General features: G+C 34.3%; 16 protein-coding genes and 1 tRNA gene. 1 reads left to right on the top strand and 16 read right to left on the bottom strand.

Features of this window, described 5'->3' with window-relative positions; all coding sequences use genetic code 11:
• Nucleotides 1–4 precede the first annotated feature (4 nt).
• From pfkA to A9CBEGH2_RS02120, 15 genes are read right to left on the bottom strand one after another with little or no spacing between them, the layout of a single operon-like run.
• Nucleotides 5–967 carry a 6-phosphofructokinase gene (gene pfkA / locus A9CBEGH2_RS02190; RefSeq protein ID WP_115714607.1) on the bottom strand — a complete coding sequence of 321 codons (963 nt, stop codon included), beginning with the start codon at nt 965–967 and terminating at the stop codon, nt 5–7.
• Between the two features lie 58 nt (nt 968–1,025).
• Nucleotides 1,026–1,931, bottom strand: a complete 906-nt coding sequence (zapE, locus tag A9CBEGH2_RS02185; protein ID WP_115716034.1) for an AFG1/ZapE family ATPase — start codon at nt 1,929–1,931, stop codon at nt 1,026–1,028.
• Nucleotides 1,932–1,942: 11 nt separating this feature from the next.
• Nucleotides 1,943–3,127 (bottom strand): DnaD domain protein, encoded by a 1,185-nt coding sequence (locus tag A9CBEGH2_RS02180; RefSeq protein ID WP_163104174.1) that lies wholly within the window; start codon nt 3,125–3,127, stop codon nt 1,943–1,945.
• A 17-nt stretch (nt 3,128–3,144) separates the two neighbouring features.
• A complete protein-coding gene (coaE, locus tag A9CBEGH2_RS02175) occupies nt 3,145–3,723 on the bottom strand; it encodes a dephospho-CoA kinase (RefSeq protein WP_118277083.1) in 579 nt (192 codons plus the stop codon).
• Nucleotides 3,720–4,550 (bottom strand): DNA-formamidopyrimidine glycosylase, encoded by an 831-nt coding sequence (gene mutM / locus A9CBEGH2_RS02170; RefSeq protein ID WP_118277082.1) that lies wholly within the window; start codon nt 4,548–4,550, stop codon nt 3,720–3,722. Before mutM ends, coaE begins: the two co-directional genes overlap by 4 nt.
• 7 nt (nt 4,551–4,557) lie before the next feature.
• Nucleotides 4,558–7,143 (bottom strand): DNA polymerase I, encoded by a 2,586-nt coding sequence (polA, locus tag A9CBEGH2_RS02165; RefSeq protein WP_118277081.1) that lies wholly within the window; start codon nt 7,141–7,143, stop codon nt 4,558–4,560.
• Between the two features lie 60 nt (nt 7,144–7,203).
• Nucleotides 7,204–8,166, bottom strand: a complete 963-nt coding sequence (locus A9CBEGH2_RS02160) for a metal ABC transporter substrate-binding protein (RefSeq protein WP_115714602.1) — start codon at nt 8,164–8,166, stop codon at nt 7,204–7,206.
• A 42-nt stretch (nt 8,167–8,208) separates the two neighbouring features.
• Nucleotides 8,209–8,925 (bottom strand): site-2 protease family protein, encoded by a 717-nt coding sequence (locus A9CBEGH2_RS02155; protein ID WP_456298102.1) that lies wholly within the window; start codon nt 8,923–8,925, stop codon nt 8,209–8,211.
• 31 nt (nt 8,926–8,956) lie between these two features.
• On the bottom strand, nt 8,957–9,529 hold the full coding sequence (locus tag A9CBEGH2_RS02150) for a M23 family metallopeptidase (protein WP_115714601.1): 573 nt from the start codon (nt 9,527–9,529) through the stop codon (nt 8,957–8,959).
• A gap of 51 nt (nt 9,530–9,580) precedes the next feature.
• Nucleotides 9,581–10,357 (bottom strand): septum site-determining protein MinD, encoded by a 777-nt coding sequence (gene minD, locus A9CBEGH2_RS02145; protein WP_115714600.1) that lies wholly within the window; start codon nt 10,355–10,357, stop codon nt 9,581–9,583.
• Nucleotides 10,336–10,914: a hypothetical protein gene (locus A9CBEGH2_RS02140; protein ID WP_118361110.1), complete on the bottom strand. Its 579-nt coding sequence runs from the start codon at nt 10,912–10,914 to the stop codon at nt 10,336–10,338. Before A9CBEGH2_RS02140 ends, minD begins: the two co-directional genes overlap by 22 nt.
• Nucleotides 10,887–11,441 (bottom strand): rod shape-determining protein MreD, encoded by a 555-nt coding sequence (locus tag A9CBEGH2_RS02135; protein ID WP_115714598.1) that lies wholly within the window; start codon nt 11,439–11,441, stop codon nt 10,887–10,889. Before A9CBEGH2_RS02135 ends, A9CBEGH2_RS02140 begins: the two co-directional genes overlap by 28 nt.
• Nucleotides 11,442–11,444: 3 nt before the next feature.
• On the bottom strand, nt 11,445–12,275 hold the full coding sequence (gene mreC / locus A9CBEGH2_RS02130; RefSeq protein WP_232057299.1) for a rod shape-determining protein MreC: 831 nt from the start codon (nt 12,273–12,275) through the stop codon (nt 11,445–11,447).
• A 56-nt stretch (nt 12,276–12,331) separates the two neighbouring features.
• On the bottom strand, nt 12,332–13,009 hold the full coding sequence (gene radC / locus A9CBEGH2_RS02125) for a RadC family protein (protein WP_115714596.1): 678 nt from the start codon (nt 13,007–13,009) through the stop codon (nt 12,332–12,334).
• On the bottom strand, nt 12,987–13,403 hold the full coding sequence (locus A9CBEGH2_RS02120) for an SPOR domain-containing protein (RefSeq protein WP_118277078.1): 417 nt from the start codon (nt 13,401–13,403) through the stop codon (nt 12,987–12,989). Before A9CBEGH2_RS02120 ends, radC begins: the two co-directional genes overlap by 23 nt.
• A 168-nt stretch (nt 13,404–13,571) precedes the next feature.
• On the opposite strand from A9CBEGH2_RS02120, the gene A9CBEGH2_RS02115 reads away from it, so the two are divergent.
• Nucleotides 13,572–13,659, top strand: a tRNA-Ser gene (locus A9CBEGH2_RS02115).
• 163 nt (nt 13,660–13,822) lie between these two features.
• Here the strand turns inward: A9CBEGH2_RS02115 and A9CBEGH2_RS02110 are convergent.
• Nucleotides 13,823–14,545 (bottom strand): PHP domain-containing protein, encoded by a 723-nt coding sequence (locus A9CBEGH2_RS02110; RefSeq protein ID WP_115714594.1) that lies wholly within the window; start codon nt 14,543–14,545, stop codon nt 13,823–13,825.

Here is a 14,545-nt window from a genome sequence, read left to right as displayed (position 1 = left end):
ATTTTTATACCAAACGTTCAAATAGATTTTGTAATTTCTTACGAGACTCTCTTGGCGTGTTCAAGGCTTCTTCAATCGGTACAGATATAATCTGGTTGTCCTTAATACTAACGCATTGTCCACCAATCCCCTGCATTAACAAGTCCACTGCTTTTTCTCCCATTCGACTTGCAAGCACTCGATCGGTTGGTGTAGGTGATCCTCCACGCTGCACATGACCCAATACGGTTGCACGACCGGAAAAACCAGTATTTAGACTAACTTTTTTAGCAAATTGATGTACATCTGTAATTTTTTCAGAAATTACCACGATTGCATGACGTTTTTTCTTAATCAAATCAAAATCGCGCAATCTTTCAAGTACTTCGCCTTCTTCAAAACCTGTTTGAGAAGTTATAACGATTTCAGCGCCACAGGCAATACCTGACCAGATTGCCAAATCCCCGCAGCGATTTCCCATAACTTCGACAATAGAACAGCGATGATGTGAACTGGAAGTATCTCTCAGTTTATCGACTGCTTCTACAATCGTTGTAAGTGCAGTATCAAATCCAATCGTAAAATCAGTACAGTTAATGTCATTGTCGATTGTTCCAGGTAAACCGATACAGTTAATACCCATCTCCGTCAATGCTAAAGCACCACGATAAGAACCATCACCGCCAATAACAACAATTGCTTCTATTCCTCTTTTCTTTAGCTGCTGAACTGCTTTTTTTCTAACTTCAACATCTTTGAATTCAGGAAGTCGAGCAGAACCCAAAACCGTTCCTCCGCGATCTATAATTTCCCCTACACTGGCTTTTGTTAAAGGTTCAATATATCCCTCTACCATACCTTTGTATCCATCATAAATACCGAAGACTTCGATTCCACTGTTTAACGCCACCCTGGTAACAGCACGAATGGCTGCATTCATCCCAGGTGCATCTCCACCAGATGTTAGAACTCCTATACGTTTTACCATATAAATTCCTCCATTCACGTCCTATATGATACCATTATCTGACAATTTTTACTAGCATTTATTTTCTTCTTGAACAACCTTTCACAAAAATTTCACAAGATAGTGCACATATTCTTTCAAGAAGACGCTGAGCTGCCATCGGCTCCTGCTTTTTGCTTCCAGCCATAGCCAATTTATCTTTTAATTCTTCTAAGCTGTAATTGCTTGTAAAAATTGTTCTTTTCTTGTTTTCCATTCTTGCATCAAGCAAAGGCAATAAAATATCATCCCTGCTCCATGAAGTAACACTTTCTCCTCCAATATCATCCAGCACAAGAACATCAACATGCTGAATCATTCGAATTCTTTCCTCCATGGCAGCTGGATCTTGAAACATCATTTTCAAATCTGCAATAAGTCTTGCTACATTCACAAAGGCAACTCCATACCCTTTTTTTGCATAGTAATTGCACATCCCTGCCGCAAGATAACTCTTCCCTACACCTGGTTTTCCCCAGAAGTAAAGCCCTTTTGTATCTTCTTCATCCATCAGTTTTTGTAGTACCTGCATAACAACGTGTTTATATTCCATACTTTCATTTCGAAGATCAAGCTTCGAAATATTTACCAAAAGATTTTGTTTAGGCATATCCATTAAACGATACTTTTTCTGATGTGCAAACAAGCTGTTTTCTTGCAGCTGATAGGAACAATTAACAAGTTCCTGAACCAAAATACCATCAACTCTTAACTCCATATATTTTCCATGCAAAGGCTGTCTGCAAAAACATAGCCCCTGACAATGCTTACATTTTTCCATGCTGTCACAATAATCTTGGAAACGTCCGCTATGATCATACACAAACGTATCATCCACAGCGTATTTTTTTCTCCATTCCAGCAAATACGGGTTTTGTAATAATTTTTGTACTCGCTTTTCTTTTGCACTTTGCTGCTCCTTGCTAAGCATAAAATTAAATTCCATTTTCTCCAAAGTTATTCACCTCCCAGCTGTTTCATTAAACGCTCTAATTCTTCCTCATCGACTTTTACATCATTAGACTGTACAAGGTCCTGATTATGATACCACTCAGGAAGTTTTTTCGATGAAACTTTATCAACTTTTTTCTGTTTATCATTTGCAATATGTTCAAAAGCTTTTTGAGAAGTATCAATTTGCAAGCGAACCCACTCTCCTGCAATTTTTTCTACATAAGATTTTGTAAGTTTCTGATTTGTCTTTTCTAATACATATTCTATCAAAACATTGACAACATCCGGCTGCATCTGAAAATCATGCAAAAGTGATTCAATTAATTTCTTATCTGTATTGCTGACAGCAATTCCTCTTTGCAGGTTTTGAAGGAAACGAACTGGTGGAAGTTTATAAATGTCTTTTTCCTCCTGTTTCCATTCCCCTTGAAAGCTTCTAGCCTTTCTTTTTAAAACCTCTAAATTTAAAGTATTATCTTTTAAATTCATGCTCTGTGACACTAACTTACGCATGGACATTTCATCAATTCCATGAATGGTCGCCAGCTCACCAATACAGCGAAGATTTTTTTCATTACGTGCCATTTGAGGAAATACCGATGTAGATAACCCTTGTAAAAAGCGATCATAATTAAATCGCAATGCGAATTCACTTTGGTATAATCCTTCTTCTTTCGGTCGGCTTTTTCGAAATGCTTCTTCTTCCTTTCCTTTCCATTCATCATCCAGAAGATTTTCAAAAGGAGCGGTTATTTCCAAATATTCGCTTTTATCTTCTACATTCAAGGCAAAACACAATTTATTAAACTCATAAACCTGCTTTCCCATTTTTTTCATATACAATCTGCCAAATACTTCGTGTCTTAAAAACTCATTTCCATTTTTTGGCACAAACAACTGATATACAAATCGATTTTCTTCTGCTTTGTAATATGTTTTCAACAACAGAAATTGTTCTAATACATGTCTGTTTTTTTCTATCAATGCAGCAGATAATCCACTGATTTTTTCAATTAATAAGTGATTTTTTATTTTTCTTGACCTTGTCGCAATCGCCATTAAAGTATGATACAAAACGGCGGCATCTTTTCCAATCAAAGGATAATACAGCATAGAAAAAGCAGCACTTCTCTCCATCGTCATTTCACCCATGACTTCTATACAGCACTTATCTTCTTTTCCAGCCATACACTTCCTCCTCGTCTTTACTTCTCCAGTATAGCACATATCTTTTGGTATAGGTCGTTTTTATTCCCATTATTCCATAAAATGACATCTCCACGCTTGATTTTTTCATCCTGCGATAACTGATGAGACAATCTTATCTTTGCCTCTTCTTTATCGACATGACGATATTTCACAAGACGTTCTAATAATACTTGTTCTTCACACGCAACAACCCATACTTCATCAAAAAAACTTTCCCAATGCACTTCAAATAAAAGGGGCACTTCAACAACTACAATTCTTTCCTTTTTTAAATCATTCAAAATTTGCATGATTCTTTTTTGAATCAAAGGGTGCAGAATTTTTTCTGCCTGTGTTTTGTTTAAAGGGTTTTTAAAAATCTCATGGCTCATCTTTTGTTTATTTATATTTCCATCATCATCTAATAAACCACTTCCAAAATGCGCTATAATTTGCGTATAACCCTCTTCTCCTTTTTCCAGCAAGGATGCATTGATTGCATCACAATCCAAAACAGGGATCTGTTTTTGTTTCAAGATTTCAATAACACTGGATTTTCCAGCTCCCATTACTCCTGTTAATCCTATTTTTTTCATCGTTTTCGCTGGCATGTCGGACAATAACAGGTTCCTCTTCCTGCTACAACAATCTTCTTGATTTCACTTTGACACACCAAACATTTCTCTCCTTTTTTCGCATGTACTTTTAACTTTAACTGAAATCTCCCATCAACTCCCAGACTGGAAGTATAAGAGCGAATCGTTGTTCCCCCTGCAGCTATTGCACCTGACAAGATTCTTCTCGCCTGATATAACAATTCTTCAAAATCTTTTTTTCGCAAATGTGAAATTTTTGTTTCTGGATGCATTTTCATCGCAAAACATATTTCATCGGCATAGATATTTCCAATACCAGCCATAATGTTTTGATCCAGCAGCACTGCCTTTAATACACTTGGCTTTTTATGCAAGAGGCGATATAGATACTGTGCATTTAATCTTTCATCAAAAACATCATAGCCAATTTTTTTAAAACAGGGATATTCTTCTATAGTTTCTTGTTTTTCATATAAATACATTTTTCCAAATTTACGTGTATCGTTATAATGCAGTTCTCTTCCATCATTCAAACTAAATACCACATGTGTATGCTTGTTTATTGGAGTATTTTGCTGCATCACATAAAATTTTCCTTCCATTCGCAAGTGAACGATCCACATATATTCACCTAAATCAAACATAAGGTATTTCCCATGACGAGAATAAGAATGTATGGTTTTTCCTTTTATCAATTTTGTAAATGTTGAAACATCCGGATAAGCAATGATATTATCCCATAATACTTTACAGTCAAGAATACTTACATGCTGCAACTGATGTTCCAATGTTCTTACAACTGTTTCTACTTCTGGTAATTCTGGCATAATTCACCTATTTTGCATCATACCATGTTTTTCCAATCGCAGCCTCTGCCACCAAAGGAACTTTTAACTTCATCGCATTCTGCATTCCTTCCTCTACAATTTTTTTCATAATATCAATTTCCTCTTCACATACATCAAAAATAAGCTCATCATGAATTTGTAATATCATACGTGATGTTACATTTTCTTCCTGCATTTTCTTATAAATCTGTATCATTGCAAGCTTAATTAAATCTGCAGCACTTCCCTGAATTGGTGCATTCATCGCTGCTCTTTTGCCAAATTCACGCATCATATAATTTTTATCATTAATTTCTTTTATATATCTTCTGCGATGGAATAATGTTTCCACATATCCATGTTCCTCACAAAAAGCAATTGTTTGATCCATAAAGGTTTTGATATTAGGATATGAAATAAAGTATTTTTCAATAAAATCATGGGCTTCTTTTCTAGTAATTCCCAGCTGTTCACTTAGACCAAAATCACTTTGTCCATACACAATCCCAAAGTTTACCGTTTTTGCACTTCGACGCATATTCGCATCGACATTTTCCTGCTCTACATCAAAAATCTGCATTGCCGTTTTGGTATGAATATCAATGTTGTGATTAAATGCATCGATCATTTGCTTTTCATCTGCCATATGGGCTAACATTCGCAGCTCAATCTGTGAGTAATCAGCAGACATCAAAACATGATGTTCACTCGCAACAAAGGCCTTTCTTATTTCTTTGCCTTCTTCATCACGTACAGATATATTTTGCAGATTTGGCTCAGAAGAAGATAAACGGCCAGTCTGGGTTTGTATCTGATTAAAAATCGTATGAATTTTTCCATCTGACAATACATGACGGCTTAATCCAACTGCATAAGTACTATAAATCTTCTGGTATTTACGATGTTCCAAAAGAAGAGGAATAATTGGATGTACATGTATTAGTTTTTCTAATACATCTGCAGCTGTACTTCTTTTCTTTCCTGCTTTTAACCCTAATTCATCATACAAAACCCCTGCAAGCTGTTTTGGAGAATTGATATTAAATTCCATACCTGCCAAATCATAGATTTGTTTCGCTAAATCTTCTATTTTTCTATTTGTTTCTTTCGCAATCTCATCCAGTGTAGATAAACTTGTAACAACACCTTCTTTTTCCATAGCATAAAGCACACGTGTCAAAGGAACTTCAATTTCTTCAAATAATTGTTTCATACTAGCTTCTTCCAGCTGTTTTGTGATATCTTCCACTAAGTCATACATCTGCATTGTCTGTGTACAAGCATATTCTATCTGTTCCTCAAAAGATGGAAGTTTTGGCTTTCCTTTTTTACCATAAACTTCATCTTTGCTCAATGTTTCATAAAATCCGTATTTTTCTTTTAACTTATCATAATCTGAAATTGTTCCATCAAGTAAAAATGCCGCAATCATCAAATCAAATACTACATCGCCACACTTCAATCCATTTTTATGACATGCATGATAAAAGTTTTTCGCATCATATACCATTAGTGCATCTTTCTGATTTAAATACGCTTTAAAAGTTTCATCCTTTTTCGCATCATCTAATTTTATATAAACACAATCCTCTTTATTGCATAATACAAAACCATATAACTGTGCATCATAATAGTTCTCATTATCATAATCAGCATATACAAAACCTGGTTTCTGACATAAACTTTCATCAATTTTCTGAACAACTCGATATTCTCTTTTTGCTTTCTTTTCTTCTTTTTTAGCTGTTTGTTTCGCAAACGTATTCATTTCATATTTCACAAAGAAATCATGAAGAGATTCTTCCTTTTCGCTTATCTTCATATCTTCTAGTGATAAAGGAATTTGCGCATCACAGCGAATCGTTGCCAAAAATTTTGACATAAAAGCATTTTCTTTGTCATTTTCCAGTTTTTCTTTTAACTTTCCTTTTATTTCTTCAATGTGAGCATATACATTATCCACCGTTTCATATGTATCCAGTAGTTTTAAGGCTGTTTTTTCACCAATTCCTTTTACGCCGGGAATATTATCGGCTGTATCTCCCATCAACGCTTTTAAATCAATGATTTGAGAAGGAAGAATACCTAAAGTTTCTTTCAGTTTCGCTTTGTCCATAACTTCCAGCTCACTAATCCCTTTTTTCATCAAGTATACATCTGTTGTATCATCAATCAGCTGCAGCAAATCTCGATCACTTGATAAAATATGTATTTGCACATCAGGATGCTGCTTTGAAATGGAGCCAATGATATCATCTGCTTCTATACCATCACATTCATAACGTGCAATCCCGCATGCATCCAAATATTCTCTTGCGATTGGAAACTGTACAATGAGCTCTTGATCGAGCTGTTTTCTTGTTCCTTTATAAGCATCATAGCTTTCATGACGAAATGTTGGTTTTCCACTATCCCATGCCACCATAACTGCATCTGGTTCAATCAAAGAAAGTGCCTTATTGATCATCGTAATAAAGCCATAAACTGCATTGGTTGGAATCCCATTGCTGGTTTTCATCATTCTTCCATATAATGTGGCATAATATGCACGAAAAAGCATCGAATTTCCATCTATTAACATTAATTTTTTCATAAATCTTCCTCCTAATACCCAGCTATTTAAAACGCACAAAGAAAGGTCCTTAGACCTTTCTTATGATGCGATAGCTTCCAGCGTTTCTAAATTTTCATACATGATAGATAAATAATCTTTTCCTGCTTCTTCATCTTCTTTACTTAACGAAGATAAATTTTTTAAATTCACAGGAATAAGCCCTAATTCATCAATCAGTTTTTTTCTTAACTTCACCATATCCTCAGGCAGATTATCTTCCATAGCTATATAACGCACATGATCATCTTTTATACGTTTCTTCATAACTTCCAGCTGATCTGCTGTAGGCAAAGCACCATATTTGCTTAGTACAATAGGGTAAACCTCAATACCATACGATTTTTGCCAGTTACCAAAACTTGGTGTCATAGAAACAAAGCTGATGTTCTCATTTGCTGTAGAGATTTTTTGAAAATCTGCATCTAAACGTGCAAGGTCCAATTCTAACTTATTATAATTATCATCAAAAATGGAACGATACTGTGGATATTTTGCATTCAGATATTCTAAGATATCACTTGCCATACTTGTCATAGCAACCGGATCCATCCATAAAAGAGGGTCATAATCATATGTCTCAATCGTTTGGAACAGCTCTCCATCATAATATGGTGTTTCCACACCTGTTGTCTGCCCGTTTACAACGGTACTTGTATAACGTTCAAATTTATAAATAGCACTTTTCGTAGCCAAATCTACCATATCAATATCATTCTCACGAATATCTTCCATATACATATTCATATAGGGCTCCAAGCCTCCGATATAAAACAAAGCATCACTGTTTTTTAAAATAGATGTATAGTTATCTTTGATCTGCGCACGCTGAATCATAGAATTTTCACTTATTGTTTCAACAGAAAGATTACTATAAGTTCCTGCAATACGTTCTACCAGATACTGTATCGGATACACTGTTGTCGCTACTTGAAAATGTTCTTTTTTACAACCACTCAGCAAAGTAAAACAAAGCAAAGAAATTAAAAACATTTTTATTTTCATACTCTCTGCCTCCTCACGGATTGATTATATCATAAATCTTATTTAATGCCTATTCTTTGGCACAAACTTCTCTAACAACCATGAGGTTTCTTCTATCCAGCCTCCCTTTCGATAAAACAAGTTATACCTTCCTCTATACAAGTCCTTTTTATGGTGCAGATACGGTTTTTCCTTGCAGGAATGAAGATAGCGGAAACGATAAAATTGAAGTGCTTGTAACGGAAGACTTTTCCAAGCTAAAAATAATTCTACAACTAAAAAAATAAAGACAATATATCCTGCATAAGCCTGAAATAAGCCTTTATACAGAAAAAACAACAAGACTAAAAAACTTGTCAAATACGTGCATTTTTCTGCTGTTTTATATATGCAAAAACAATGAAAAAAAACTTGTACCAGTCTTCCTCCATCCAAAGGGTAGATGGGCAAAAGATTAAAAAGCAAAATAGAAGCATTGATCATACATAAATATTCATAAAATATTTCTGAAATCATACCTGTACTGCATAAAAAGTCAAACAGCAAAGGCATGCAAACATGTGTTAGTGGTCCACTGCATATAATTAAGATTTCCTGTATCAAGTTTCCATAACCTAAATTTTTTATTTGTGCCGATAAGCCAAAAGGATAAATGGTAATTTTTTCAAATTGATAATGAAAAGCACACGCCATAAGAATATGTGCCATTTCATGAATACTTAAAATCAAAAAAATATAAAACATTAAATAAAAATATGCATAGTTTAAAAAAAGAAACAAATACACAACCCACAGCCAAGAAATATGAATCTTAGTTTTCTTTAAGTGCTTCATCATAAGCTATTAGTTTTTGATCTTTTAAAAAGTCAATGGTGACATAGGAGGTATATGTACCCAGTATTTTTTCTTTTAAAATCCTCTCTCCTTTTTTTACCTTCACTTCATCCAAATTCCCATATGTCGCAACGACTCCATTGTCCTGCTTTATACTAACACTTTGTTTATTATCTTTATTTGTTTGTACATGCAGCACAACCCCATGATAAACATTATAGGCAATGTTTGTTCCATTTGTATACTGATTTTCTTCTAGCGGAGTATACACAGGGGTTGTGGATACTGCCTCTTCCTTTAAGGAAAACCATTTTTCAAAAGGAATCCACTTTGAAAGATCATCCAGCTGTAATGTTTTTTCTAATACCGGAAGATCTAACAGATCCAATTTATTTGAAACAAGCAGCCCTAATACAAGCACACAGATACACATAGCAGCCATGATAACATGATAAAAAAAGCGAAAGAAAAAGACGGGTCTGTGTTTTTCTTCTCCATAACCACCTCGTCTTTTAGAAATTCGTTTTCGTACATCTCTTAATTCATCCATTTTCATCCCTCCTGCTCAAGTTTATGCAAGATAGAAAAGAAACATGTCTTTTTATCCAAACAGCTTTTGCAGAAGACTCTTTTCTTTATATTTAGGAAGTTCTACCCTTTCACCAAGCATATTTTTTACAATACTGTAATAACATGAATACAGTAAGGTGTCTCTTTTTAAAACAACTGGAGTTCCATGATTATTCGAACGCATAACTTCCTCATCATCAAAAACATAACCCAAAAATTCAACAGACAGCCATTTTTTTGCTTCCTCCAAAGGAACACTGATTCCTTTTTCAATCAAATGTACATTCATGCGATTCACAACAAAAGAAATTTCTTCCATCCCTTCCTTCATCAAAATTCCAATAATTCGATCACAATCTTGAAGTGATGTAACATCCAGTGTTGTTACCAGCACAGCCTTATTCACACAACGTATAGAGTATAAAAACCCACTTTCCATTCCAGCAGGAGTGTCCAGCAGCACATAATCAAAACTTTGTTTTAAAGACTGTACGATTTCTTCAAAATGATCTCCCTGAAAAGAAGCAATATGTATGGTTTTACAAGCTGGAATCAAATATAAATTATCCTGCTGTTTATCTTGTAAGATTGCACGTGACAATGTACATTTGCCATCCATAACATCTTTAAGATCATATAATACGCGGTGCTGCAGCCCCATCATAACATCCAGATTTTTAAGTCCCAGATCCATATCAATCATACAGACACGATACCCCATCTGTGCCAATATCATTCCAATACCAATAATCGTACTGCTTTTCCCTACTCCGCCTTTACCAGACGTTATTGCGATAGACTCACCCATAATTTCTCCTCCTTATACGACTTTGTTTTTAATTGTACTTCTTCATAATATACTTTCACAGGAGAGAAAAATGTCATATTTTGAAATTTCGAATCACATATGCGAACGTTCGCACATAAAGCTGATGCACAAAGAATATTATCTTCATAATATAAATCTATATTTCCTTCTACACATCCCAAAACATATAAACTACCTTTACAACAAACATATGCCTGAGGCTCAATATTTCCTAAAAGTAAAGTATCTTCGTTTAAAATATAACTTTGTCCATTTAAAAGCGTTTCTTCTCGTATATCTAATGTTTTGCTATTTCTGCAATTCCCCAAATCTATTCCTTCTATCAAGATTTCATGTTCACGACAAAAAGAAAATAAAGTTTGGATTTGTTTCTGTGCTGCATTTTCCAAATGAAAAAAGGCAGAAAACATCTTCTCTTGCTGAGAAGTAAATATTTTCAGCCTTGTGCTTAGTTCATTTAATTCTTCTTCAAAGTAAGAAGATGTCATATAAACATGAAATTTTCCATTTATTCCTTTGATTTTAAGTTGAACCATTGTATTTTTTCCCCTCTTCGTATTTTATTGGCTTTCTTTTCCAGATAATCCTCTTTGCTACGTTGAAGGAAAACAATCCCCAATACCAAAACCGCATTTCCAAGCAATGTTAATAATTCAAACTGTTCTGCCCACAAAAGAAATGGAATCTCTGAAATGCCTTGAAAGCTCATTACAAAATATACCAAAAGGTCTTTGACGAAAATTGTCACAATTGATAGAATTAACGATTCTATCAGTGTTTCTGTTAAATGTTTTGACCATAAGTGCAGTATGCAGGCAAGAAGTGTATAAATGATGGCATACAACAAAAACGTATTGGCAAAACAAAAATCATAAAACATCCCACATCCAAAAGCGAACAAACATTTATCTGTTAATGAGAACTTGCGAATCGTTAAGATCATCATACAAAATGCAAGATTTGGAATAAACAGCAGATCATTCACCAAAAATGTATTTGGAAACAAAACACTCAATATTTCATCAAATAAAGAACATACGAGAAACAAAACGACATGCGCCATATCTTATTCCCCTTTCTTACTTCCAATTACACGTACAATAGAAAATTCCTGCATATCATCAATTGGACGAACATAAATCGTTTGTCCGGTTTGATTATTCAAAGATTGTATAGAATCTACGGTTCCAACAAGAAGCCCGCTAGGATAAACACCGCCTTTACCGCTAGTAACAACCTGCATTCCTTTTTTCACTTTATCTGTATCATCATATAAATATACGACATAGACACCCTTTTTCACATCATAACTATACAATATTCCATCACTGCTATGCTTTTCATCAATATTTATTTTAATCGATGCATTGCTTTTTTTATCTTCACTTGTAAGAAGCTTTACAACACTTGTATAATCAGATGTACTTTCAACTTTTCCAATCATGCCTTTTACAGATTCAACAGCCATCCCTTCTACAATACCGTCTTTGCTGCCTTTATCAATTGTAATGCGATCATTCCATGTAGATGTATCTCTTGAAACAACATTTGCCGCAATACTTTCATAGCGTTCTTTCCCTTTCAGGTCCAAGGCTTCTTCAAGCTCTGTTATCCTTCTTTGTGCATCTTCATATTTTGCCTGATAAGAAGGCGCCTGACTCAATTCATAACGCAAAATATCATTTTCTTTTTTAACGCTCCAAAGACTCGCAAAATCATGTGTCCATTCTTTTATTGTTTCCACTGGATGATCAATTAAAGAATATTTCAGCATCGTAAATGCATCATACCCCAGATTGCTTGTAGTATTTCCATTTATACCTTGTAAAAGAAGTCCTATCATTAAAAAGAAAACAAGAACTCCTAAAATAATTTTCTGTAATCGATTCAACTTCACAACGACTCACCGCTCTCTTAAATTCTTTACTATTATACTTGTTAAACCAAAATAGTTCAATCAATAAGTCGCATTTGTCGAAAACTTATGTATGCATTTCTTGCGACAATAATATGATCCATCAAAGGGATTGCGACCATCTTTCCACTTTCTACAATATGATTTGTTAACTCAATATCCGCATTTGATGGTGTGGGGTCTCCTGAAGGATGATTATGAGCTACCATAATTCTTGCACAGCCCAAGCGCATAGCTTCTTTAAAAATTTCACGAGGATGCACACTGGCATTCGTTAAGGTTCCTGTAAACATCTGCTTATAAGATTGTATCTGATTTTTCTGATTTAAAAAAATCACATAGAAACATTCCTGATTACAGAAGCCAATTTCCTGTTGAAGCCAATCTACGACATCTTCCGGTTTTCCTATTTGTACTTTCTCTTGTATATCATCTAAAGCAATCCGCTTTCCTATCTCAAAAGCAGCAAGAAGTTCTACCGCCTTTGCTTCTTTAATACCCTTGATATGCATTACATCATGTATAGAAGCACTTCCCAAATCTCCCATCGTCTCAAATGTGCATAACAGCTCATCCGCAACCTCCAATGCACTTTTTTCTCTTGTCCCACTTCTTAGCAGCAGCGCTATAAGTTCTCTATTGCTTAAACTTTTTATTCCATTTAATAAAGCCTTTTCTCTAGGTCTTTCTTTTTCATTTAACTGTTTTACTTTCATTCCCAATTTTTTCTAAAGCCTCCTTATATTTTTTCTGTTTGATCAAGTCTGTAATTTCATCACTGCTTACTGTCACACTTTTTTCTATAAAACTGTAGTTTTTATCTGCTAATTCTTTTTGTTCTTCTTCAGTTTTCTTTTTATCCTCATTCACACCACATACCAAAGCTGTAACATCTCCCTGCTTCATTTGATAAACGTGAAAACCATCCTCCTCCAATTTCTGCTTTGCTTCCTCTAAGTTTTTTTCTTCTTTATACAATCCTACCTGATTCATATGTAATGTTTTTTGTGAAGAAGATGTTCCAATTACTGAAAACAACATATAGTAAAATGAAGAAAAAAGTATGGAAAAGAAAAGTGCAAGCAAGATAATAATACGTTTTCGATTCATATAAATACCTCCCAATACATTCTATGTATAGAGCATACAATTCATTCCCTCCATTTCTCCCTTATATTAATACGAAACAAAATACAGAAAATACAAAACATAATACAATTTTTTCAAAGAATTATTATTGACATTTAAAAGAATATCAGTAAAATAAGAGAAGTAATTGGAGACTTGTCCGAGTGGTTTAAGGTGCGATGTTGGAAGCGTCGTGTGGTTAACGCCACCATGAGTTCGAATCTCATAGTCTCCGCCATATAGTCATTTAAGCCTTTAAATAAAGGCTTTTTTTATATTTTTTCCACACTCAAAGAAAGCCCGTCATAAAAAGGTATGATCTTTATTTTTAACTTTTAAGACCTAAGACTATACGAAAAAAAAACAGCGTTTCCTAAACAAAACACTGTTAATCGAATATATTAATAATTTTCTTTTCCTAAATCATCAGGTTTTTTACTTCTGCTTACAGGCTTTAACACCACTCTGTAATGTGTACAAAGACTGCAGAAATCAGGATGAAGCATTGTATCATCTTCTACATATATCTGATTCTGCATTAATAGTTTTGCTAATTTTTGATAAGTATGTGTACGGCTGAATTTTGGCATCACACCAGCAGTACGAATATTATCAAATCCACTGATGCCATCAAACAAGTTTGATGTTAACATCGCATTCATCATTTCATAATATCTTCGATGCAGAAAATCCGCATTATACTTATTCCATAACATTTTATTTGATTCTTTCCAGTCAAAAGCCAGATTATCAACAAACTGAATACTTCCTACCTTTACATCATAAGGAAAAGCATTTAACATTTGCGATATAAAATGTTCATGCTGTGTAAAATAGCAGACATGCAATCCAAAATTTATCTTTATAGGAAACTCCTGTTTTTTCATATCTTTGATAAAGGCTTGATAGGATCCTATTGAGGTTTTTTCTATACGATCATACCATTCTTTCTGACAGGGATAAGAAGCACAAATTTCTCTATATAACAAGGAACATTCTTTAAATTTGTGTGTAGGTTGTAAAATCGTTATTTCATCTATACCATTATGTATAGCTGCTTGTACATACTCCATCAAATGCTCATAACTATACTCGCCTTGATATTCAATATGTGCATCTATCAT

Origin of the sequence: Amedibacterium intestinale, assembly GCF_010537335.1 — a bacterium.
GTDB lineage: Bacteria > Bacillota_I > Bacilli_A > Erysipelotrichales > Erysipelotrichaceae > Amedibacterium > Amedibacterium intestinale.
This window is presented reverse-complemented; position numbering and strand designations above follow the sequence as displayed.

Bases quoted from the DNA above. Each gene is read 5' to 3' on its own strand.
- A9CBEGH2_RS02110 (WP_115714594.1), bottom strand. From the start codon at position 14,545: ATGATAGATGCACATATTGAATATCAAGGCGAGTATAGTTATGAGCAT.
- A9CBEGH2_RS02180 (WP_163104174.1), bottom strand. From the start codon at position 3,127: ATGGCTGGAAAAGAAGATAAGTGCTGTATAGAAGTCATGGGTGAAATG.
- coaE (WP_118277083.1), bottom strand. From the start codon at position 3,723: ATGAAAAAAATAGGATTAACAGGAGTAATGGGAGCTGGAAAATCCAGT.
- A9CBEGH2_RS02120 (WP_118277078.1), bottom strand. From the start codon at position 13,403: ATGAATCGAAAACGTATTATTATCTTGCTTGCACTTTTCTTTTCCATA.
- A9CBEGH2_RS02135 (WP_115714598.1), bottom strand. From the start codon at position 11,441: ATGGCGCATGTCGTTTTGTTTCTCGTATGTTCTTTATTTGATGAAATA.
- A9CBEGH2_RS02160 (WP_115714602.1), bottom strand. From the start codon at position 8,166: ATGAAAATAAAAATGTTTTTAATTTCTTTGCTTTGTTTTACTTTGCTG.
- zapE (WP_115716034.1), bottom strand. From the start codon at position 1,931: ATGGAATTTAATTTTATGCTTAGCAAGGAGCAGCAAAGTGCAAAAGAA.
- A9CBEGH2_RS02150 (WP_115714601.1), bottom strand. From the start codon at position 9,529: ATGGATGAATTAAGAGATGTACGAAAACGAATTTCTAAAAGACGAGGT.
- pfkA (WP_115714607.1), bottom strand. From the start codon at position 967: ATGGTAAAACGTATAGGAGTTCTAACATCTGGTGGAGATGCACCTGGG.
- A9CBEGH2_RS02140 (WP_118361110.1), bottom strand. From the start codon at position 10,914: ATGGTTCAACTTAAAATCAAAGGAATAAATGGAAAATTTCATGTTTAT.
- polA (WP_118277081.1), bottom strand. From the start codon at position 7,143: ATGAAAAAATTAATGTTAATAGATGGAAATTCGATGCTTTTTCGTGCA.
- minD (WP_115714600.1), bottom strand. From the start codon at position 10,357: ATGGGTGAGTCTATCGCAATAACGTCTGGTAAAGGCGGAGTAGGGAAA.
- radC (WP_115714596.1), bottom strand. From the start codon at position 13,009: ATGAAAGTAAAACAGTTAAATGAAAAAGAAAGACCTAGAGAAAAGGCT.
- mutM (WP_118277082.1), bottom strand. From the start codon at position 4,550: ATGCCAGAATTACCAGAAGTAGAAACAGTTGTAAGAACATTGGAACAT.